Raw genomic sequence first — 20,600 nt, forward strand, 5'->3', positions numbered from 1 at the left:
CGTTCTGCCCGGGCGTCCTCGCCCGGCGCTCGCCGTAGCCGGGCAGAATCATCCCCAGGAAGGGACGTGTCCGGCATCTCGGGACAGTAGGACGACGGTTTGTACAAGTCAAGAACAATCTCGGGCCGTCCCACCCACCGGGACGGAGCACGGTACAGACCGCCGGACGGGCCCTCCGCACGACCCCGTGGTTGGCTAGGGCAGAGCAGGCGACGAGAGGAGCGAGCGGTGCGCGCAGTCCAGGTCCCCACAGCCGGCGGCAGCTTCGAGCTGGTCGAGCGGGAGGCGCCGCGACCGGGTCGCGGACAGGTGCTCGTACGCGTCGCGGCCTGCGGCGTCTGCCACAGCGACGTCATGGCGCGGGTCGGGATGGCGAGCTCCTACCCCCGGGTGCCCGGTCACGAGGTGGCCGGCACGGTCGAGGCAGTCGGCGAGGGCGTCGACCGCTGGCAGGCGGGGCAGCGCGTCGGCGTCGGCTGGTTCGGAGGTGCCTGCTTCACCTGCGTCCCGTGCCGCGAGGGCGACTTCATCTCGTGCACCGCCCGCAACGTCACGGGGCTCACGGCCGACGGCGGCTACGCCGACCTCGTGGTCGCCCCGCAGGACGCGCTGGCCGCGATCCCCGACGCGCTGACCGACGTCGAGGCGGCGCCGCTGATGTGCGCCGGCGTGACGACCTTCAACGCGCTGCGCGAGAGCGGCGCCCGCGGCGGCGACCTGGTCGCGATCGTCGGGCTGGGCGGCCTCGGGCACCTCGGCGTCCAGTACGCAGCGGCGATGGGCTTCGAGGTCGTCGCCGTCGCGCGCGGGGCCGAGAAGGGCGAGTTCGCCTCGCAGCTCGGCGCGCACCACTACGTCGACAGCACCAGCTCCGACGTGGCCGCGGAGCTGCAGCGCCTGGGCGGCGCGCAGACCGTGCTCTCGACCGTCACCGACGCCGGCGCCACCAGCGCCACGGTGGGCGGACTGCGCCACCGCGGCCGGCTCGTCGTGGTCGGGGCCCCTCAGGAGCCGCTGCAGCTCGAGGCCGGCGCCATGATCGGTCCGAGCCTCGTGGTCGCCGGCCACGCATCGGGCTCGGCCAAGGACAGCGAGGACGCCCTGCGCTTCGCCGCGCTCTCCGGCGTGCGGCCCATGACGGAGACCGCGCCGCTCGAGCAGGCCGAGGACGCCTTCGGCCGCATGATGGCCGGCAAGCCCCGCTTCCGCATGGTGCTCACGGTCTGATGGAGGTGCTGCGCTACGCGGCGTTCACGACCACGCCCGAGGGTGGCAACCCCGCGGGCGTCGTGCTCGACGCGACGGGCGCGTCCGACGTCGAGATGCAGGCGGTCGCGGCGGAGGTCGGCTACTCCGAGACGGCGTTCGTGACCGAGGGGGCGGGCACGCGTGCGGCGCGCGTCCGCTACTTCAGCCCGCTGGTCGAGGTCGACTTCTGCGGCCACGCGACCATCGCGACCGGCGTCGCCCTCGCCGAGCGGCTGGGCGTCGGGGACTTCGAGCTGCGTACCAACGCCGGCGTCGTGCCGGTGGCCGTCGCGCCGACGCCCCAGGGCCTGCGGGCGGCCCTCACCAGCGTGGCGACGTGGAGCCGCCCGGCGACACCCGAGGAGGTCGAGCCGACGCTCTCCTGCCTCGGCTGGTCGGCGACCGACCTGGCCGACCCGGCCGTGCTGCCCGCGCACGTCGCCTGGTCCGGCAACGAGCACCTGGTGCTGCCGGTGGCCACGCGCGCGCGGCTTGCCGACATGGCCTACGACTTCGACCGCCTCCGCGCCCACATGCTGGCGCACCGGTGGCCGACTGTGCTGCTCGTGCACGTGGAGAGCGACGAGCTCGTCCACGCCCGCAACCCCTTCGCCACGGGCGGGGTCGTCGAGGACCCCGCGACGGGTTCGGCGGCGGCAGCGTTCGGCGGCTACCTGCACGCCCTCGGCCGCGTCACCGGGCCGCGCGAGGTCCTCGTCCACCAGGGCGACGACATGGGACGACCGAGCCGGCTGACCGTGCAGCTGCGGCCCGGCGACCTGCGGGTCACGGTCGCAGGGACGGCGGTGCCGATCCCCGCCTGAGCGTCAGCGGATGTGGGCGATGACCGCGTCGACGACCGGCTGCGGCACGACCTCGAGCCCGTGGTCCTCGCGGGCGTGAGCCGCGACCTGCCAGAGGATGCCCTCCTGGTCGTCAGCGGTGAAGCGGCGGTGGCAGCCGGGGACGACGTCGCCGCAGGCGAAGCTCTTCATGGGCGGTTCTCTCCTTCGAGGGTGCGCTCGACCAGGGTGGCCAGGGCGTTGGTGAGGTCGTCGATGCCGACGGTGCCGAGCAGGAGGCCCCGGTCGTCGACGCACACGAGCGGGTCGAGCCTGTTCGCGGCCGGCCGGGCCATCGCCCGGCGCGCGGCGTCGTGCACGGGGGTGTCGTCGCGCACGAGCAGCATCCCGGCGGCGGCGCGGTGCTCCGGCGCGTCGTCCGCGCGGCGCAGCGGCAGCAGCAGGGAGGTGGGGCAGCCGTACTCGTCGACCACGACCTGCGGTCCGTCGCTCGGGGCCGGCGCCGAGCCGGGAGCGAGCGCCGGAGCCGTACGCAGCACCGCGCGTACGAGTGTCACGTCGTCCGCGCGCCGCGCGGCGAGCAGGATGCGGGCGGCGAGCTCGTCGGGCAGCTCGGTGAAGGTCGCGGCGGGGCGGCCCAGCAGGTAGCCCTGCGCGAGCGGGATGCCCAGAGCGATGCAGGTCTCGAGCTCCTCGACGCGCTCGATGCCCTCGGCCAGCAGCCACGCGTCGAGCGAGCCGGTGATGGCGCCGAACAGCCGCGCCATGGACGCCTTGGCGGCGTCGGTGTCGATGTCCTCGACGAGGGCGCGGTCGAGCTTCACCAGCTGCGGGCGCACGTCGAGCAGCTGCGAGAGGCCCGCGTAGCCGCTGCCCGCGTCGTCCATGGCGATCAGCGCGCCGGCCGCACGCAGCGCGTCGAGGTGCGCGGCGAGCCCGTCGCCGGAGTCGTACTGCACGTGCTCGGTGAGCTCGACGACGACGCCGGTCAGGTCGCCGCCGGAGGCGAACGCCGCGCGCACGGGCTCCGACGGCAGCAGCGTGGGTGTGATGTTGACCGTCAGGAAGCGCGACTCCTCGAGGTGGCGGCGCTCCTCCAGCGCGCGGCGCACGACCCGCGCCTCCATCTCCTCGGCGCAGCCGTAGAGGTGCGCCTGCTGGAACCAGACGTCCGGCGGCGCCTGCAGAGGTCCCGAGAACCGCGCGAGGCACTCGTAGCCGGCGACGCGCGCGCGGGCGAGGTCGACGATGGGCTGGTAGACGAGCGCCGGCTGCGCGGGGTCGTCGAGGACGGTGCGCAGCGCCTCGTCCCAGGTGACCGGCGACTCCGACCCGGCCGCGGGCAGGGTGAGGTCGACGGCGGTCATGCGGACCTATCGGCGGTCCACCGGTGGACCTGAGCGTGTGAGAGGCGCCACGCGTACGCGCCGAGCGGGTTCTCGGGGACTAGGCGCGGGCATCCGGTAGTTGGCACCCGCAGAGCGGGCCGCAGGCCCGACAGCTCGGACTGGAGGCAACGTGAAGATCGGCATCATCGGAGCAGGCAACATCGGCAGCGCCCTGGCGCGGCGGCTGACGCCCCTCGGGCACGAGGTGGCCATCGCCAACTCCCGCGGGCCGGAGACGCTCGAGGACCTGGCCGAGGAGACCGGCGCGCGTGCGGTCGAGGTGACGGAGGCCGCCAAGGGCGCCGACATCGTCGTGGTGACGATCCCGGAGCACAAGGTCCCCGACCTGCCGGCCGGCGTCCTCGACGGCGCAGCGGCCGACGGCGCGTTCGTCGACACCGGCAACTACTACCCGCGCGAGCGCGACGGCCGGATCGACGCGATCGAGGACGGCACGCCGGAGACCCGCTGGGTCGAGCAGCAGCTCGGGCGCCCGCTGGTCAAGGCGTTCAACAACATCTACGCCCAGAGCCTGCAGGACAACGGCAAGCCCGCCGGCACCCCCGGCCGCATCGCGCTGCCGGTCGCCGGTGACGACGAGGCCGCCAAGGCCAAGGTGCTCGCACTCGTCGAGGAGCTCGGCTTCGACGCCATCGACGCGGGCGGCATCGACGAGTCGTGGCGCCAGCAGCCCGGCAGCCCGGTCTACACCAAGGACTTCGACGCCGAGGGCGTGCGCTCGGGGCTGGCCGCGGCCAGCAAGGAGCGCCCCGAGGGCTTCAGCGCGACCCCGTCGAGCCCGGGGACGTTCGAGAACCCGGCGTAGCCCGCCCGGCAGGCGCCCGCGACCCCCGGGTCGCGGGCGCCTCCGTCATCCCTGGCCCCGGGCGGTGGCTGTCGCCAGCGCCTCGAACGTCGCGACCATCGACCGGGTCTCCCCCACCCGGTGCACCAGCGAGACCTCGCTCCGCACGCGCGCCTCCGGCAGCGAGAGGCAGCGGACCTCGGGAGTGGCCAGCACGCGTACGCACTCCGGCGCGATCGTCACCCCCAGCCCGGCGCCGACCAGGCGCACGATCGTCAGCCAGTGCGTGGCCTCGTGAGCGACGGTCGGGCGGAAGCCCTGCTCCTCGCAGATGCTCAGCGGCTTCTCGTAGGCACGGGTGCCGGCCCCGCGGATGGGCGACACGAACACGTCGCCCCGCAGGGCCAGGGCCGAGGTCTCGTCGCCTGCGGCCGCCGGGTGCGCGGCCGGGACCACGGCGACGAACGGCTCGACGAGCAGCGGCGCCGCGACCAGGCCGGCGACCGGCTCGGAGTCGCGCACCACGCCCACGTCGACGCTCCCGTCGAGCAGGCCCTCGACGACGCGCGAGGTGTAGGACTCGTGCAGGCGCAGCTGCACCCCCGGGTACCGCTCCAGGTGGGCGCGCAGGACGTGCGGCAGGAGCGTCAGCATGACCGACCCGACGTAGCCGACGTTGAGCACCCCGGCCTCGCCCCGGCCGATGCTTCGCGCCTCGTCGACGTCGCGCGCGACGTTGCGCAACGTACGCCGTGCGCGGTCGAGGAACGCCTCCCCCGCGGGCGTGAGCCCGACCGAGCGCGAGCTGCGGGTCAGCAGCTGGTGGCCGACGATCTCCTCGAGCTGGCGGATCGCCTGCGAGAGCGGCGGCTGGGCCATGTGCAGCCGCTGCGCGGCTCGCCCGAAGTGCAGCTCCTCGGCGACGGCGACGAAGTAGCGCAGGTGGCGCAGCTCCACGTCCATACCTGCAGCGTCTCACCCGAGAGGAACGAGATGTTGGACGTCCGGACCTCCCGGCGCTGCAATGGAGGCATGGACGTGACGATCCGACCGATGCAGACAGCCGAGGACGCCGCGGCGTTCCGCACCCTCAACGAGGAGTGGATCCGCCGCTACTTCACCGTCGAGCCGGAGGACGAGCGCCAGCTCGGCGACCCCTTCGGCGTCATCGTCGAGCCGGGCGGCGAGGTGCTCATGGCCGAGGTCGACGGCGAGGTCGTCGGGTGCGTGGCGCTGCGCCCGGCGGGCGACGGAGACTACGAGCTGTCGAAGATGTCGGTCAGCCCCTCGATGCGCGGCGGCGGGATCGGGCGGCGCATCCTCACCGCGGCCGTCGACCGGGCCCGCGAGCTCGGCGCCACCTCGCTGTTCCTCGGCAGCTCGACGCAGCTCGGCCCCGCCGTGCACCTCTACGAGTCGGTCGGCTTCGAGCACGTGCCGCCGGAGTCGGTGCACATGCCGTACGCGCGTGCCAGCGTCTTCATGCGGATGCCGCTCAGCGCGGTGGACGGCTCGCTCTCCTCGACCCCGTGATCAGACCAGTGCGGTCCACTTGGTGACCGGGAAGATCTCGTCCTCGTCGGCGCACTGGTTCCTGGTCCCGGTCGGCGCGACGGGGGTGACCAGTTCCGCAGACGGCTTGTGGATCCGGTAGGGTCCCCCCGTGTCCAGAGCCACCACGGACCTCGCGCAGCACGCGCGGCAGGGCAGTGGTTGGCGCTCGCTGACCTGGCCCCTCGGCAACACGCGCAGGCGGAGCGCAGACCCCGTCGGGCAGCCGCCCTCGGTCGCAGTTGCGGACCTGCGCGGACGGAACGCCGCGGTCGTGCTCACGACCCTGCGCAACGCACCCGAGGGCATGAAGGTAGCCCCCTTGGCGGACGTGACGGCGCTGTCCCGGCCGACGATCGAGGTCATCGTCGACGACCTGAAGTCAGTAGGACTGGTGGTCGAGCTCCCCCCGACCAGCTCGGTCGGTCGTCCCGCTCGCCGGTTCGCCTTCAACCCCGGGGCTGCGCACGTCGTCGGCGTGGATGTCCGCGCCCACGAGGTCGCTGCCTCGGTCGTGGACCTCGACGGTCGCGTGCTCGCCCGCGAGCGCAAGCGTGTCCGTCGAGACCTCCGCGGCAGGGCGCGAGCTGCAGCCACCGTCGAGGTCGTGAGGGTGGCGCTGTCACGTGCCGACGTCTCGGTCGACACCGTGGCCGCGGCGGTCGTCGGGACACCCGGGTGGGTGGAGGACAACGCCAGGGTCCGCTACGTCGACAACCTGCGCGACTGGGCCGAGACCGACATCGCAGGCATCCTGGCGGCAGAGCTGAAGTGCGCTGTCGCTGTGGACAACGACGCCAACCTCGCCGCAGTCGGGGAGCACTCCCAGGGCGTGGCGCACGGCGTGGACGACCTCATCTTCATCCTGCTCGGGGAGCGCGTAGGGGCCGGCATCATCGCCGGCGGAAGACCGCTGCACGGGCACCACGGTGCTGCCGGCGAGATCGGCTTCATGGTCCACCCAGCAGGCAGCAGGCTCGCCGCGCGCGCCATCGGCGAGAAGGGCAAGTCCCGTCCCGGCCTCGACCCGCTGGACTTCAGCGCCGCCCACCTGGCGCAGGGCGCGCCAGGTGACCTCACCGCCGGACGCGAGGACCTGGAGTCCGTCGGCACGCGGCTCGCGCACGCGCTCGCTCCCACCCTGCTCGCCCTCGACCCCGCCATGGTGGTCCTCGGCAGCAACCTGTTCGGCGCCGCTGACAACGAGTCCGCGCGCGAGCGCGTGGTGTCCGCCGCCCGGGAGGAAGCACGAGCGCTCCTGGTCGACCCGCCGGAGTGGAGGGTCTCAGCGCTCGGCGACGACGTCGTCCTCGCCGGCGCCGCGACCTTCGCCCTGAGCGGCGTGGAAGCCGTGCTGGCCAGTGAGCCCCTGAGCCTGTTCCCGTCGTGGAGCTCGCCGAGCGCTCCGGCGACGCACCCCGCCGCGTCTCGTACTTCCTAGGACGGCCCAGCCACCTCGGACCTGTCGAGGGTTCCGAGGTGTCCGCATCTCCTCCGGCGCACTCCCCCTGTCGACGCCCGACGTCACTTGACAGCGGCCTTGGCCGGCCCTAGATTCCCAGCCATTCTGAAACGCAACTGCGTTGCAGAACGAAGCCAAGGCTTGGGAGTCAGCAGTTGAACCAGATCCGCGTGGGGGTGATCGGTGTCGGTGCGCTCGGCAGCATGCACCTCCGCAACCTCGCAAGCCTCCCTGCCTGCCGGGTGACGCACGTCGCTGACACCCACCTGTCAGAGGGCGGTGCGGCGACGGCCCACCTGCACGGAGCCACGCTCACCGACGTCGCCTCGATGCTGGCCCCGGGGACCGTCGACGCCGTCGTCGTCTCCACCCCGACCGACACCCATGCGCAGCTGGTGGTGGCAGCTCTGCGCGCGGGTGTGTCGGTGTTCTGCGAGAAGCCGATGGCACGAACGGCCCAGGAGGCACGGACTCTCGTCGACCTGGCTCGGTCAAGGGGGGCGAAGGTCGCCGTCGGGCACGTCGTGCGCTACTTCCCGGAGTACGCAGCCGCCTACGACCTCGTGCGCGGCAAGCAGCTCGGCACAGTGCGCTCAGCGCGCATGGCGCGGCTGAACGCCTCACCCGGGCGCGTCCAGCAGTGGTACCGGCAGAGCGGTCGCAGCGGCGGGGTCCTGCTCGACATGGCCATCCACGACATCGACTGGGCCTTGTGGACGTTCGGGCCTGCTGCTCGCGTGTTCGCCACCCGTGCAGGGGAACCGGGAGCCGAGGTCGTGTCCGTCACCCTCAAGCACCTCGACGGGCAGATCACCTACCTGGACGCCAGCTGGCGCGACGACGCCTTCAGCACGTCGCTCGAGCTGTGGGGGTCCGAGGGGTTCTACCGGGTGGCAGGTTCCTCGTCCGCAGGGTTCGAGGTGTCCTGCCCGAGGACCGACCAGTCCGGCGACTACCTCCCCGGGCCCGACTCGAGCCCGGTCCCCGACGACCCCTACCGGCTGGAGCTGGCCGCAGCCGTCGACTGGTTCGCCGGCACGGGTCCGGCTCCGCTGGCCACCGCCGAGGAGGGGCTCGCCGCCCTCCGCGTCGTCGAGGCAGCCGAAGCGAGCATCCAGAGCAGGCAGCCCGTCATGGTCGAGGAGGAGGCAGCATGACCAGGGTCGGGTTCCTGGGCTGCGCGCACGTGCACGCGACCACCTACTGCGACGAGCTGGGCCGTGCTTCGTCGGGGGCGGAGGCCGTCGCCGTCTACGACCACGACCCGCAGCGGCGCGACGCCTTCGCCCGCGACAACGGTCTCGCGGCCATGCCGACCCCGGAGAGCCTGTGCGAGGTTGTCGATGCGGTCATCGTCACCAGCGAGCACGTCCACTACGCGGACCTGGTGGCCGCCGCAGCTGCCGCCGGCCTGCCCATCCTGTGCGAGAAGCCCCTCGGTGACACACCAGTCGCCTCAGACCTGCTGCGCTGCAGCGGCTCCTGGCTCTCGATGGCGCTCCCCGTGAGGTACGCACCGGCTGTGCAGTCGACCAGGGCCCTGGCGCAGTCCGGTGCCCTGGGCCGCCTGCTTGCCGCCAGCGGGGTCAACCACGCACCCAACCCGGGCGGCTTCTTCACCGACCCCGCCCTCGCCGGTGGCGGCTCACTGCTCGACCACGTCGTCCACCTCGCGGACGCGCTGCGGTGGATCAGCGGTGCGGAGTACTCCTCGGTGTTCGCCGAGACGAGCCAGGCGTCCGACCTCGCCGTCGAGGACATCGCGCAGGTCGTCGCCTTCACCACGGACGACGCCTGGCTGACCATCGACGCGAGCTGGTCACGGCCGCGCGGCATGCTGGGCGGGGTCGACTTCCTCATGCGGCTGTGGTTCGAGCGCGGCCGGGTCGAGATCGACGCCTTCGCCCGGCGCGCGGAGATCGTCCGACCCGGCGGCGCGGTGGAGCACCTGCCCTACGGCCGCGGCATCAACTCGAGCCTCCTGCAGCACTGGCTGCGGGCCATCCGCGACGGGGCACCCCCGCCCATCCCTGTCGAGGACGGCTGGCGTGCGACCGAGGTCGCGTTCGCCGCACTGCAGTCCGCCGCCAGCGCCTCGCTGGTCACACTTCCCACGAAGGAGCGCTGAGCCATGCCTGCTGCACCTGCCCGCGCGAGCCTGCTGCGCCGAGGGGGCCTCTGGCTGGTCCTCGCGCTGGTCGTGGCCGTCCTGGCCGCGGTGTCCCCCACCTTCCGACAACCCCTCAACCTGCAGAACATCCTCGAGCAGAACTCGATCATCGGCATCGTCGCCTGCGGCATGATCGTGATGATGGTCTCGGGGGGCTTCGACCTCTCCGTCGGGGCGGTGGGGGTCTCCGCCTCCGTGCTCGCCGCCGTCGTCTCCGGTCGCGCGCCGGTCGCCGTCACGATCGGGGCGGCACTCGCCCTCGGGCTCGGGATCGGACTGGTCAACGGGTTCCTCATCGCCAGGGTCCGCATCAACGCCTTCGTCGCCACCTTCGCGATGGCGAGCGTCGTGTCCGGCCTGCTGTTCGTCTCGACCGGCGCAGAGTCCAAGCCCGCGGACGTCCGCCTGCTGGCCCAGGCCGCAGGCGACCGCGTCCTCGGCATCCCCGTCGTCTTCGTCATCTTCGTGCTGTGCCTGCTGTCGGTGTGGGTCTTCCTCACCCGGACCCGCTACGGCCACTACGTCTACAGCGTCGGCGGCAACGACGAGGCGAGCCACCTGTCCGGGGTGCCCGTCGAGCGCGTACGCATGCTCGCCTTCGCCCTCGGCGGCCTGTTCGCCGGCGGAGCCGGGCTCCTGCTCCTCGGCCAGACCGCGGTCGGTCAGCCGACAGCAGCCTCCAACTGGCCGCTCCAGGCGATCGCCATCTGCGTCGTCGGAGGGGTGGCCCTGACGGGCGGGGTCGGGCGAGCCGAGGACGTGCTCGCTGCGACCCTCCTGCTCGGCGTCATCGCCAACGGCCTCAACCAGCTCAACGTCTCGCCGTACTGGCAGCCCACCGTCACCGGCCTCGTGATCCTCGTCGCCGTGGTCCTCGAGCAGTACAACCGGCTCCACCGGCCGAGTCCGCGACCCGCGCCCGTGGCTCCGCAGACGGTGAGCCAACCCGTGACGGCGTCTGCGGCACGCACCGCCGACTGACCTGCCAGCCCCTTCCGCCCACGCGACCCCACTCCCTCGAGCTCCCAGGAGAGACCCATGTCCCGACGCACGACCCACCGCCCGGCGCTCCGCGTGCTCACCAGCTCGGTGACGCTGGCGGCCGCGCTCACCGCGCTCGCCGCCTGCGGTGCGAGCAGCGACCCGGCCCCCGCCGACGCTGCCTCGTCGGCCGCACCCGTACAGGCGTCACCCGCTCCTGCAGGGGCAGCGCAGCAGGCGGCCGACCCCCACCTCCCCGCCGGGACGTGCAAGGGGAAGAAGGTCGGCCTGTCCAACATCTCCACGACCATCCCCTTCCTCGCCTCCATGGACGACGCCTTCAAGCAGGAGGCCGAGCGCCTGGGCATGAAGGCGACGATCCTCAACGGCAACCTGGACAACTCCACGCTCGTCAGCAACACCCAGAACCTCATCGCGCAGAAGGTGGACCTGCTGCTGGTCACGTCCTCGAGCCCGACAGCACCGCTCGGCGCGATCGGCCAGGCCCGCAGCGCCAAGATCCCCGTCATCGCGCTGAACGCGAAGCTCGACCCGAAGGCGGACGTGGTGACCTACGTCGGGGCCTCTGACTACCAGTACGGGCAGTCCTTGGGCGCACTGCTCAAGCAGGCACTGCCGGGCGGCGGCAAGATCGCCGTCATCCTCGGGCCGCTCGGCGGGACCCCGCAGGTGCAGCGGCTCAAGGGGATGCAGGACGCGCTGAAGGACTCGCCCGACTACACGATCGTCGCCAAGCCCGTCGACGAGTTCGACAACAGCAAGAACCTCTCAGCGACGCAGGACCTGATGTCGAAGTACCCCAAGGGCAGCCTCGACGCAGTCGTCGCACAGGGCCCGCAGATGTACGTCGGCGCCAACTGGGCCAAGGACCACGGGCGCACCGACGTGAAGTTCATCGCCGGTGACTACTCGAAGCAGGTCGAGGACGCGATCCGCACCGGAGCGCTGTACGGCACCGTGAACCAGAGCCCGCGCCTGGAGGGACTGCTCGGAGCCGCGTACGCATGCATGCAGCTGAGCGGCCGCGGCGCCGACATCCCCGCACCGGACGCCCAGATCGCCCTGCCCACCATCACCAAGGACGACGTGGACGCCAACCCCTCGGAGTGGAGCGGCTGAGAACGACGCTCGAGGAGCCGATGCACCTCGGTGGGCTCCGCCTCAGAACCGCCGCACCCAGCAACCCGGGAAGGGAACCCCATGCCCACCGTCCGGCTGAAGACCAGGGGCCTCACCAAGCAGTTCGGCTCCGCAGTCGTCCTCAAGGGCGTCGACTTCGACGTGCGCGAGGGTGAGATCCACGGGCTGATCGGACAGAACGGCGCCGGCAAGTCGACCTTGGTCAAGACCCTGGCCGGGCTCTACCCCGACCACGGCGGCACCGTCGAGGTCGACGGCCAGCGCGTCGGCCTGCGCACCCCGCGCCAGTCGCGGGCAGAGGGCATCGCGGTGATCTACCAGGAGTTCAGCCTGGTGCCCTCGATGACCGTCGCCGAGAACCTGCTGCTGGGACGCGAGAAGCACGCGGTCCGCTACAGCTCGCCGGCCACGCGGCAGGAGGCCGCTCGCCTGCTCGAGTCCGTGCAGATCGACATCGGGGCGTCCTTGGACACGCCGGTCGCCGAGCTCAGCCCCGCCGTCATGCAACGGATCGAGATCGCCAAGGCGCTCGCCCAGGACGCCAGCGTCCTGGTCATGGACGAGCCCACGGCCCGGCTCTCGGAGGAGGAGCGGGGTTGGCTGTTCTCGACGATGCGACGGCTCTCCGACAGCGGAGTGGGCATCATGTTCATCTCCCACTTCCTCGAGGAGGTGCGAGGGGTCACCGACCATCTCACCGTCCTGCGCAACGGGGCGGTGGTCGGCGAGGGCAGCACCAGCGCGTTCAGCGTCGCCCGGATGGCCGAGCTCATGCTCGGCGAGGGGCTGAAGTCCGCCCTGGAGAGCGAGAGCCACATCAGCCGGGCGGGCCCGGCCAACCCCGTCGTGCTCAGTGCTCAGCACGTCGTCGGCGGGGAGCGGCTCGGCCCCGTCTCCCTCGAGCTCCGGGCGCGGGAGATCGTGGGAGTCGCCGGCCTCGTCGGCTCCGGGCGTACGCGGCTGGCCCGCGTGCTGACGGGAGCGGACCGTCCGACCGGCGGCCACATCGCGGTCGAAGGCCAGACCGTCACCTTCCGCAGCCCGCGCCAGGCGATCGCCAGCGGCGTGGTCCTCGTGCCCGAGGACCGGAAGCACCAGGGGCTCAGCCTGGTCGCGCCGGTCGCGGACAACCTGAGCCTGATGTCCCTGCAGCAGCGACGGGGCAGGGCCGGCTTCGTCGGCAGGAGGTACGTCAGGTCCCTCGCCCAGAGCCTGGTCACCGACCTGCAGGTCGCCCCTCCGCGCATCGACCTGCCTGCCAGCGCCCTCAGCGGCGGGAACCAGCAGAAGGTGCTGCTGGGCAAGGCGATCGCGGCGAGGCCGCAGGTCCTGGTCATCGACCAGCCCACCGCCGGCGTCGACGTCGGGACCAAGGCGCAGATCCACGGCCTGCTCCACGCGATGGCCGACGACGGGGTGGCGCTGATGGTGGTCTCCGACGACATCGACGAGCTGTACGCGCTGAGCGACCGGCTCTGTGTCATGCGCAAGGGAAGGATCGTCTGGCAGGGCACACCCGGCCAGGTCGGACGCGAGGAGCTGCTGGCCATGATGTCCGCCGCCACCGACGACGCCACGGACGAGGAGGCCTGCGGATGAACCGGCCCGGCGAGGCGATGCTTGCCGAGATCGCCGAGCAGCCCGCCGCCCTCCAACGGCTCCTGCACGACGGCTCGGAGGAGATCGCGAGCGCCCGTCGCCGCATCGCCTCGTTCGCGCCGCGCCTGGTCCTGTTCGTCGGGCGCGGCACCAGCGGGCACGCGGGCGTCTACGCCAAGTACCTCACCGAGGTGCACGGTGGTCTGCCCACGGGCTTCATCTCCCCCTCGTCCCTGACGGTCTACAAGGCCCGCCCTGTCCTCGACAAGGCGGTCGTCATCACCGTCAGCCAGTCGGGAGGGTCACCGGACCTCGTCGAGGCGACGGCAGCCCTCAAGGCGCTCGGCGCGCTGACGGTGGCGGTGACCAACAACGCCGCCTCTGCGCTCGCGGCGGTCGCCGACCTGCACGTCGACGTCCTCGCCGGCCCCGAGAAGGCGGTCGCGGCGACGAAGACCTACACCTCCGAGCTGCTCGCCCTCTACCTGCTGCTGGTGGGCGGTGACGCCTCCGCCGTCCCGGGCGCGGCCCAGGCGACCCTGGAGCACGACGAGCAGGTCGACCGCGCCGCCGAGAGGTACCGGTTCACCCAGCGCGTCATCACCACCGGACGCGGCTTCTCCTCGGCCACCGCGAGCGAGGCGGCCCTCAAGCTGATGGAGACGAGCTACCTCTCGGCCCAGGCCTTCTCCGCGGCTGAGCTGCTGCACGGGCCGATCGCCGTCCTCGGGCCAGGGGTCCCCGTCATCGCGGTGCGCACGCCGGGCGCCGGGGCCGACTCCATGAGCCCGCTCCTGGAACGGCTGGCCGCCGAACGGGTGGACGTGCTGACCGTCGGTCCGGCGGGCGGTCTCGAGGTGGCGACGGACGGGCTGCCGGAGGAGCTGCACCCAGTCGTGAACATCCTGCCCCTGCAGCGACTCGCGTGGCGCCTCGCGCTCGACCGCGGGGAGGACCCCGACCGTCCGCGCGGGCTGCTCAAGGTCACCGAGACGTGGTGACGGCACCGCTCGGCACGGACGGGTACGTGGTGGCGGTCGACGTGGGCGGGACCTCGCTCAAGGGTGCTCGGACCGCCACCGGCGGAGAGGTCCTCGAGACGGTCGAGGTCCCCACGGGTCGGGGTGCCGACGCGGTCGACCAGGTCCTGTCGCTGTGCCGGTCCCTCGCCGGTCCGCGCACCGTCGCAGTCGGCCTGGCGGTCCCCGGACTCGTCGACAGCGACCGCGGTGTGGTGCGCTACGCCGCCAACCTCGGCTGGCGCGACCTCCCGCTGCGTGACCTCGTCGCCGACGAGCTGGGTCTGCCGGTCACCGTCGAACAGGACGTCCGTGCCGCGGGCAGGGCCGAGGCGGCCCTCGACCGGGACGGTGCGGGCGGCAGCCTGCTGCTCGTGGTCCTCGGCACCGGCGTCGGCGCCACCGTGGTGTTCGACGGTCTCCCCGTCGTGGGCGACACCAGCACGGCCGGCGAGTTCGGCCACGTGGTCACCCGACCCGGCGGCTTGGCCTGCACCTGCGGGCAGCGGGGGTGCCTCGAGGCGTACGCGTCCGCGGCGTCCATCGCTCGCAGGTACCACGCAGCCGGCGGCGACAGGAGCGCCACGGCCGCCGAGATCGCGACGTCCGTCGACCCGCTCGCCCTGCAGGTGTGGCAGGAGGCGGCCGACGCGCTCGGGCTGGCACTCGCCGGGGCCACGGTCCTGCTCGACCCGGCGGCGATCGTCCTCGCCGGCGGGCTCAGCCGGGCCGGCAGCCGCCTCGTCGATCCCGTCCACCGCTCGCTCCAGCAGCAGCTCGCCTGGCGCGACGCCCCACCCGTGCGGCTCTCCCGCTTGGGCTCGAGGGCCGGGCAGGCCGGCGCCGCGCTCGTCGCCTGGGAAGCCGCTGCAGCGCTCGGCACCGGTCGGCCCGCGGGCCGGACGCCCGCACCGCGGCTGCGCAGATGACCACGTACGTCGCAGCGACGCGGCTGGTCACGCGTGACGGTGTGCTCAGCCCCGGCTGGGTCAGCGTGGAGAACGGCGTGTTCACCGAGGTAGCGAGCGGGTCACCGCCGGAGTCGGCCTCGGTCCAGCGAACGCTGGACGGGTGGGCGGTCCCGGGGTTCATCGACCTGCACATGCACGGCGGCGGCGGGTTCGACGTCGCGGCCTCCCCCGAACAGATGATGGGCGCCGTCGAGTTCCACCAGCGGCACGGGACGACCCGGACCCTGGTCTCGCTCGTCGCGGCCCCGTTGACCGACCTGCGGACGCAGCTGGGCTGGGTCGCCGGGTTGGCCGGCGACGCCTGCCTCGGGGCCCACCTGGAGGGGCCCTTCCTGGCTGCATCCGCGTGCGGCGCGCAGAACCCGCTCTTCCTGCGTCACCCCGACCCCGCCCTGGTGGAGCAGCTCGCGGGAGCGGCTCGGGGTCACCTGCGCACGATCACCGTCGCACCGGAGCTGCCCGACGCGCTGGCCTCCACCCGCGCCGCGGTCGAGCTCGGAGTGGTGGTCGGGGTCGGGCACACGGCCGCGTCCTACGACGAGGCCAGCGCTGCGTACGAGTCGGGCGCGACGCTCGCCACGCACCTCTTCAACGCGATGCCGGCCATCCACCACCGGGAGCCCGGAGCGGTCACTGCCGCTCTCCGGTACGCGGTGGGCTGCGAGGTCGTCAACGACGGCGTTCACGTCCACCCGGCCATCTCCTCGCTGGTCGCAGAGGTCCCGGGGCGCCTCGCGCTGGTGACCGACGCCATGGCGGCCGCCGGCGCGCCCGCCGGCCGCTACCGCCTCGGCGGCCAGGACGTCGACGTCGTGGACGGCCAGGCCCGGCTCTCCCGCTCCGGGGCACTGGCCGGCAGCACCCTCACGATGGACGCGGCGTTCCGCCGCTCGGTGCGGCAGTCCGGGCTCACCGTCGAGGCGGCCTCACGGGCCGCGTCCGCGAACCCCGCACGCGTCCTCGGCATCGCCGCCACGCACGGCTCGATCGCGCCCGGGTACGTCGCTGACCTCGTCGACCTCGACGACGACCTGCACGTCCGGGCCGTGATGCGCGCCGGGAGCTGGCTGCCCGCTCACGCCCCCCGGCGCTCCCCCGTGCGCGCACGGGCGCAGACGTAGAGCGCAGGACGCCCCCGTCCGACGGGAGGGCCGCCACAGGCGGCCCTCCTCGCGTCCTGTCCCGACAGGTCAGCCTGCTCAGCTGATGCGCGACACCCCCGTCCGGGACCAGTGCCGGTGGGCGGCGACGGCGGCGACGAAGCTGGGGGCCGCCGCCTGAGCGGTCGCGGCCACCACGACACCGGGCTCCCGCGAGAGGGACCCCAGAGCGGCGCGCGGCACGGCTGAACCGTCCCCGGACGCTCCGATCGCCTTGTAGTGCATGAAGGCCTCCTCGACGAAGTGCACGGCCGCACCGTTCGAGGTGAGGGACGCCGTGCCGCCTGCGACGAACAGCGCGTCGAACTGGACCGACTTGGACGTCAGGTAGGTCATGGTCGCGGTGACGGAGCCACCCGACGCGGGGATCGGCCCCAGCCGAGGGCCCACGACGACCGGCGTCACCCTCGCCCGCCGCAGCGCGGCGCTGATGGCGGCGACATCGGTCGCGGAGACGCCCTCCGCCACGAGAACGCCCACCTTGCGCGTCGCCGCGTCGGGCTTCGAGATGCGCTCCTGGCTGAGCGAGGGCGCGGTCCCGATCCGGGTGTTGGGCGAGCCGGACGGCACCGGCAGGCCGAGGTAGCCGGCGACCTCCCTCACCAGCCGGTCGTCGATGTTGGCGAGCAGCCCGAGCATGCGCTCCTGCACTGCCTTCACCGTCACGTGGCCGAGCTCGAACTGCAGGGCCTGGATGATGTGCTGCTTCTCCGGCTCGGTCATGCTCTGGAAGAACAGCGTCGCCTGGCTGAAGTGGTCTGCGAAGGTACTGCTGCGTGCCCTGATCTTCGTGCCGGACACGGGCTCGGCGTAGGAGACGTAGCCGCCGGCCGCAGCGCTCGACTCGTGACCCGTGCCACCGGGCAGCGAGTTCGGCTCGTAGTTCACGCGTCCCGGCCGGTTCGCGTAGCGCATGAACCCGTCCTGCTGGAAGTTGTTGACGGGCGAGCGGGGCTGGTTGACCGGCAGCTGGGTCCAGTTGGGCCCGTTGAAGCGGTTGAGCTGGGTGTCGAAGTAGGAGAAGTTGCGGCCCTGCAGCAGGGGGTCGTCGCTGAAGTCGATGCCCGGCACCACGTGGCTGGTGCAGAAGGCGACCTGCTCGGTCTCGGCGAAGTAGTTCTGCGGGTTGCGGTTCAGCGTCATGGTGCCGACCAGCTGGACGGGGACGACCTCCTCCGGCCACAGCTTCGTCGCGTCGAGCACGTCGAACGTCACCTTGTCGACGTCGTTCTCCGCGAGCAGCTGGACGCCCAGGTCCCACTTCGGGAAGTTGCCGGCGTCGATCGCCTCGGCGAGGTCGCGGCGGTGGAAGTCGGGGTCGACGCCTCCGAGCTTCTGCGCCTCGTCCCACACGAGCGAACGGACACCGAGCCTGGGCTTCCAGTGGAACTTGACGAGGGTGGAGCGACCCGACGCGTCGACCAGCCGGAAGGTGTGGATGCCGAAGCCCTCCATCATCCGGAAGCTGCGCGGGATGCCGCGGTCGGACGTGACCCACATCAGCATGTGGGCCGACTCCGGCGTCAGGGAGATGAAGTCGTAGAACGTGTCGTGAGCGGTGGAGGCCTGCGGGACCTCGATGTGCGGCTCCGGCTTGAACGAGTGGACCAGGTCGGGGAACTTGATGGCGTCCTGGATGAAGAAGACCGGGATGTTGTTGCCCACGAGGTCCCAGATGCCCTCGCTGGTGTAGAACTTCGTCGCGAAGCCCCGGGCGTCCCGGGCGGTGTCGGCCGACCCGCGGGAGCCGTTGACCGTCGAGAAGCGGACGAAGACCTCGGTGCGCGCGCCGACCTGGGTGAGCACCTTGGCGCTGGTGTACTGCGCGAGCGAGGTGTGGAGCTCGAAGACGCCGTGCGCGCCCGCACCGCGGGCGTGCACGACGCGCTCCGGGATCCGCTCGTGGTCGAAGTGCATCATCTTCTCGCGGAAGAAGGGGTCCTCGAGCAGGGACGGGCCCCTCGTCCCGGCCCGCAGGGTGTTCTGGTCGTCGGAGATGCGGACGCCGAGGTTGCTGGTCAGCGCCGCGCCGTGCTTGACCTGCGGACCGGGGGCGCCCGGGACGGCGCCGGGCTCCAGCCGCGTCGTGGCCGCCTCAGCGTCGCCGGCGCCGGCGACGGCGCCGGCCAGGGCGATCGCACCTGCTCCGGCGCCTGCGGCGGCCATGAAGTGCCGGCGCGAGAGTCCGGAGGCGCCCTCGTCGGAGGGCTGCTGACTGTCCTGGGGATTGCGGACCGACTCGGTCACCTGGAGCTCCTTCGCCCGGTGCGGCGCTTCGCCGCATGTCGGCTCAGTGTGTGCTCTGGGTCACGGTGATCGCAATACGACCGTTTCGTGTAGTAGCCGACGGTTCGGCGCTCGTGGCAGCCGACCGCCGGAGACGCTCGTAGCCGTCCTCGACGCCGTGAGCCGCGTCGCCGACGGCCAGGTTCACGGCGACGACGGAGGCGATCACCGCCAGGACGGCGGCGCGCCGGTCCGGGGGCCTCGGCCGCACGAGTGCAGCGGCTCGCGCGGCGGCACCGCCCTGCGACATCGCGAGGTGGCCGCCGCCCGTGCTGGCGCGCCGGCGGGCGAGGGACGCCCGAGCCACGGTTCGCGCCGCGGCGGCCCGGTCACCGACCCGGTCGGCAGCGTCCTCGTCGGCCCAGCGCTCCACCGACTCGTGCACGGCGTGGACCAAGGGGCGGAGCAGCGGGTTCAGCACGGCCCCCGTCCTCGCTGCGAGCACGTGCACGCCGTGGTGCCGGGCCAGGTGCGCCTGCTCGTGGGCGACGACCACCGCGCGCTCGACCTCAGCCAGCAGGTCGAACAGGCCCGTGTGGACCACGACGACGCTGCGCGGCCCGGCCACCGCGTACGCCTCCGGAGCGTCGTCGCTCAGGAGCAGGACGCCACCCGCCGGACGGTCCCCCAGCGCCCTGTGAGCGGCCCACCAGTCCCGCGCCGCGGCGCACCCGGCGGGCAGCGCCCCCGTCACGGCGAGGAGGGCCGCACCGAGCACCAGCGCGCACGTCGCGAGCGAGCCCGGCGGCAGGTGGACCAGGACGGCGGGCAGCAGGCTCGACCACCGCAGCAGCAGCAGGTCTGCGGCGACGGAGGCGATCCCCAGGCAGGTCGCGAAGCCGATGCCGACCGACAGCAGCGTCAGGCACCAGGTCGCCGTCGCGGGATGGGTGCGCCCGAGGGCTCTCGCCGCGCGGCGGGCGAGGAGTGCGGCGAGGCAGGGCAGGCCGAGGACGAGCAGCAGCGCGGCGGCGCTCACCCGTCGTCGCGCCCGAGCTCGTCGAGGAGCGCCCGGAGGGTCGCTTCGTCGGCCTCGTCCAGCCCGCCGACGAAGCGCGCGAGCACGCCCCGACGGTCCGCGCCGGAGTCGAGGACGCGGCGCATCCGCTTGGCGAGGGCGCTCGCCCGCACGGCCCCGTCGTCGGCGACGGCGGAGTACGCGTAGGCCCGACCGACGCGTACGCGGGTGACGGCGCCCTTGTCGTGCAGTCGAGCGAGCGTGGTCATGACGGTGGTGTAGGCGAGGGCGTCGCCGCCGGGCAGCGCGTCCCTGGTCTGGCCCGGTGTGAGCGGGTCCGGAGCGCCGCGCAGGACCTGGAGCACGTCGTGCTCGAGCGAGCCGCGCTCGCGACGGCCTCGCAGCCGGTCGCCCACCATGCCGTCCTCCTGCCCGCGTCCTCGGTCGTTGCGAGACAGTCTGCGCCCGGGCGTCAGTCCTCGCCGTGCGGAGTCTTCGAGAAGGAGTCGTGCCACGACGCCTTCGCGCCCGAGTCGCCGATCCGGTAGACCGTGACGACGGACCCGATCGTCGCGACGACCGCTAGCACGGCGAGCGCCGCGGCCAGGGGCAGGGCGAAGCCGCCCTCACGACGCAGCGCCGTGGCGCCTCGGGCAGCTGGGTCGGCGTGAGCGGAGGTGCCACTGCCGGCGAGGGACCAGCGGTGGGCGGCCCACACCAGCACGGACACCACGAACAGCCCGATGGCCCACGGCAGCATCTGGTCGCCGAGCTCGGCGTGCCGCTCGACCAGGGGGTCCGGGTCGACCCGGTGCTCGAGCCACTCGCCCGCGTGCGTGGTGACCGGGACGCTGACGAGCGTGACGAGGGCCAGGACGGGCAGCGCGACGCCGATCCTCGCTCTGGCCGCCGGCCAGAACACCGAGAGCAGCAGCAGCAGCCCGGTCAGCGGCACGAGCGCCACGACCACGTGGACGAGCAGGACGTGGGCGGGGAGCCCGTTGACCTCGGTCGGCATCGCGTTCTCCTCGAGTCGTC

20 protein-coding genes are annotated in these 20,600 nt (G+C 72.9%); 13 read left to right on the forward strand and 7 right to left on the reverse strand.

What is annotated here, in order from left to right:
* Positions 1-228: 228 nt before the first annotated feature.
* Positions 229-1,227: an alcohol dehydrogenase catalytic domain-containing protein gene (locus CLV35_RS02170; protein WP_121191772.1), complete on the forward strand. Its 999-nt coding sequence runs from the start codon at positions 229-231 to the stop codon at positions 1,225-1,227.
* A complete protein-coding gene (locus tag CLV35_RS02175) occupies positions 1,227-2,072 on the forward strand; it encodes a PhzF family phenazine biosynthesis protein (RefSeq protein ID WP_121191773.1) in 846 nt (281 codons plus the stop codon). Before CLV35_RS02170 ends, CLV35_RS02175 begins: the two co-directional genes overlap by 1 nt.
* Positions 2,073-2,075: 3 nt before the next feature.
* On the opposite strand, the gene CLV35_RS02180 is transcribed toward CLV35_RS02175, so the two are convergent.
* Entirely contained in the window at positions 2,076-2,243 is a 168-nt protein-coding gene (locus CLV35_RS02180; RefSeq protein WP_121191774.1) for a DUF1059 domain-containing protein, read from the reverse strand.
* Entirely contained in the window at positions 2,240-3,418 is a 1,179-nt protein-coding gene (locus CLV35_RS02185) for an EAL domain-containing protein (protein ID WP_121191775.1), read from the reverse strand. Before CLV35_RS02185 ends, CLV35_RS02180 begins: the two co-directional genes overlap by 4 nt.
* A 151-nt stretch (positions 3,419-3,569) precedes the next feature.
* Here CLV35_RS02185 and CLV35_RS02190 point away from each other — a divergent pair, with 151 nt between their 5' ends.
* The gene (locus CLV35_RS02190) at positions 3,570-4,265 is read left to right on the forward strand and encodes an NADPH-dependent F420 reductase (protein WP_121191776.1); all 696 of its coding nucleotides are present in this window, start codon (positions 3,570-3,572) and stop codon (positions 4,263-4,265) included.
* Between the two features lie 45 nt (positions 4,266-4,310).
* Here CLV35_RS02190 and CLV35_RS02195 read toward each other — a convergent pair whose 3' ends face one another.
* Positions 4,311-5,207 carry a LysR family transcriptional regulator gene (locus CLV35_RS02195; RefSeq protein WP_121191777.1) on the reverse strand — a complete coding sequence of 299 codons (897 nt, stop codon included), beginning with the start codon at positions 5,205-5,207 and terminating at the stop codon, positions 4,311-4,313.
* 90 nt (positions 5,208-5,297) lie between these two features.
* Here CLV35_RS02195 and CLV35_RS02200 point away from each other — a divergent pair, with 90 nt between their 5' ends.
* The 10 genes from CLV35_RS02200 (at position 5,298) to nagA (ending at position 16,279) form a co-directional block, all read left to right on the forward strand.
* Entirely contained in the window at positions 5,298-5,777 is a 480-nt protein-coding gene (locus tag CLV35_RS02200; RefSeq protein WP_231121374.1) for a GNAT family N-acetyltransferase, read from the forward strand.
* 130 nt (positions 5,778-5,907) lie between these two features.
* Entirely contained in the window at positions 5,908-7,236 is a 1,329-nt protein-coding gene (locus CLV35_RS02205; protein WP_121191779.1) for an ROK family protein, read from the forward strand.
* 197 nt (positions 7,237-7,433) lie between these two features.
* Positions 7,434-8,414 (forward strand): Gfo/Idh/MocA family protein, encoded by a 981-nt coding sequence (locus CLV35_RS02210; protein ID WP_269203881.1) that lies wholly within the window; start codon positions 7,434-7,436, stop codon positions 8,412-8,414.
* The gene (locus CLV35_RS02215) at positions 8,411-9,385 is read left to right on the forward strand and encodes a Gfo/Idh/MocA family protein (protein WP_121191781.1); all 975 of its coding nucleotides are present in this window, start codon (positions 8,411-8,413) and stop codon (positions 9,383-9,385) included. The genes CLV35_RS02210 and CLV35_RS02215 overlap by 4 nt, the downstream gene beginning before the upstream one ends.
* 3 nt (positions 9,386-9,388) lie before the next feature.
* Positions 9,389-10,408, forward strand: coding sequence for an ABC transporter permease (locus CLV35_RS02220; RefSeq protein WP_121191782.1), 1,020 nt, complete (start codon positions 9,389-9,391; stop codon positions 10,406-10,408).
* 57 nt (positions 10,409-10,465) lie between these two features.
* Positions 10,466-11,548 (forward strand): sugar ABC transporter substrate-binding protein, encoded by a 1,083-nt coding sequence (locus CLV35_RS02225; RefSeq protein ID WP_121191783.1) that lies wholly within the window; start codon positions 10,466-10,468, stop codon positions 11,546-11,548.
* An 81-nt stretch (positions 11,549-11,629) separates the two neighbouring features.
* Positions 11,630-13,168: a sugar ABC transporter ATP-binding protein gene (locus CLV35_RS02230; protein ID WP_121191784.1), complete on the forward strand. Its 1,539-nt coding sequence runs from the start codon at positions 11,630-11,632 to the stop codon at positions 13,166-13,168.
* Positions 13,165-14,169, forward strand: coding sequence for an SIS domain-containing protein (locus tag CLV35_RS02235; protein WP_121191785.1), 1,005 nt, complete (start codon positions 13,165-13,167; stop codon positions 14,167-14,169). The genes CLV35_RS02230 and CLV35_RS02235 overlap by 4 nt, the downstream gene beginning before the upstream one ends.
* Positions 14,163-15,116 carry an ROK family protein gene (locus CLV35_RS02240; protein WP_183061617.1) on the forward strand — a complete coding sequence of 318 codons (954 nt, stop codon included), beginning with the start codon at positions 14,163-14,165 and terminating at the stop codon, positions 15,114-15,116. Before CLV35_RS02235 ends, CLV35_RS02240 begins: the two co-directional genes overlap by 7 nt.
* The gene (nagA, locus tag CLV35_RS02245) at positions 15,113-16,279 is read left to right on the forward strand and encodes an N-acetylglucosamine-6-phosphate deacetylase (RefSeq protein ID WP_121191787.1); all 1,167 of its coding nucleotides are present in this window, start codon (positions 15,113-15,115) and stop codon (positions 16,277-16,279) included. Before CLV35_RS02240 ends, nagA begins: the two co-directional genes overlap by 4 nt.
* Positions 16,280-16,357: 78 nt before the next feature.
* Here nagA and CLV35_RS02250 read toward each other — a convergent pair whose 3' ends face one another.
* Genes CLV35_RS02250 through CLV35_RS02265 form a run of 4 tightly spaced genes read right to left on the reverse strand, consistent with a single transcriptional unit; the run spans position 16,358 to position 20,580 of the window.
* Positions 16,358-18,565, reverse strand: coding sequence for a catalase (locus CLV35_RS02250; protein WP_231121375.1), 2,208 nt, complete (start codon positions 18,563-18,565; stop codon positions 16,358-16,360).
* Between the two features lie 43 nt (positions 18,566-18,608).
* Positions 18,609-19,583 (reverse strand): M56 family metallopeptidase, encoded by a 975-nt coding sequence (locus CLV35_RS02255; protein WP_121191788.1) that lies wholly within the window; start codon positions 19,581-19,583, stop codon positions 18,609-18,611.
* Positions 19,580-19,981 carry a BlaI/MecI/CopY family transcriptional regulator gene (locus CLV35_RS02260; RefSeq protein ID WP_121191789.1) on the reverse strand — a complete coding sequence of 134 codons (402 nt, stop codon included), beginning with the start codon at positions 19,979-19,981 and terminating at the stop codon, positions 19,580-19,582. The genes CLV35_RS02255 and CLV35_RS02260 overlap by 4 nt, the downstream gene beginning before the upstream one ends.
* A 53-nt stretch (positions 19,982-20,034) precedes the next feature.
* Positions 20,035-20,580 carry a DUF2231 domain-containing protein gene (locus CLV35_RS02265; protein ID WP_121191790.1) on the reverse strand — a complete coding sequence of 182 codons (546 nt, stop codon included), beginning with the start codon at positions 20,578-20,580 and terminating at the stop codon, positions 20,035-20,037.
* Positions 20,581-20,600 lie beyond the last annotated feature (20 nt).

This window comes from Motilibacter peucedani (assembly GCF_003634695.1).
Taxonomy (GTDB): domain Bacteria; phylum Actinomycetota; class Actinomycetes; order Motilibacterales; family Motilibacteraceae; genus Motilibacter; species Motilibacter peucedani.

Bases quoted from the DNA above. Each gene is read 5' to 3' on its own strand.
- CLV35_RS02175 (WP_121191773.1), top strand. From the start codon at position 1,227: ATGGAGGTGCTGCGCTACGCGGCGTTCACGACCACGCCCGAGGGTGGC.
- CLV35_RS02180 (WP_121191774.1), bottom strand. From the start codon at position 2,243: ATGAAGAGCTTCGCCTGCGGCGACGTCGTCCCCGGCTGCCACCGCCGC.
- CLV35_RS02185 (WP_121191775.1), bottom strand. From the start codon at position 3,418: ATGACCGCCGTCGACCTCACCCTGCCCGCGGCCGGGTCGGAGTCGCCG.
- CLV35_RS02195 (WP_121191777.1), bottom strand. From the start codon at position 5,207: ATGGACGTGGAGCTGCGCCACCTGCGCTACTTCGTCGCCGTCGCCGAG.
- CLV35_RS02200 (WP_231121374.1), top strand. From the start codon at position 5,298: ATGCAGACAGCCGAGGACGCCGCGGCGTTCCGCACCCTCAACGAGGAG.
- CLV35_RS02215 (WP_121191781.1), top strand. From the start codon at position 8,411: ATGACCAGGGTCGGGTTCCTGGGCTGCGCGCACGTGCACGCGACCACC.
- CLV35_RS02220 (WP_121191782.1), top strand. From the start codon at position 9,389: ATGCCTGCTGCACCTGCCCGCGCGAGCCTGCTGCGCCGAGGGGGCCTC.
- CLV35_RS02225 (WP_121191783.1), top strand. From the start codon at position 10,466: ATGTCCCGACGCACGACCCACCGCCCGGCGCTCCGCGTGCTCACCAGC.
- CLV35_RS02230 (WP_121191784.1), top strand. From the start codon at position 11,630: ATGCCCACCGTCCGGCTGAAGACCAGGGGCCTCACCAAGCAGTTCGGC.
- CLV35_RS02235 (WP_121191785.1), top strand. From the start codon at position 13,165: ATGAACCGGCCCGGCGAGGCGATGCTTGCCGAGATCGCCGAGCAGCCC.
- nagA (WP_121191787.1), top strand. From the start codon at position 15,113: ATGACCACGTACGTCGCAGCGACGCGGCTGGTCACGCGTGACGGTGTG.
- CLV35_RS02260 (WP_121191789.1), bottom strand. From the start codon at position 19,981: ATGGTGGGCGACCGGCTGCGAGGCCGTCGCGAGCGCGGCTCGCTCGAG.
- CLV35_RS02265 (WP_121191790.1), bottom strand. From the start codon at position 20,580: ATGCCGACCGAGGTCAACGGGCTCCCCGCCCACGTCCTGCTCGTCCAC.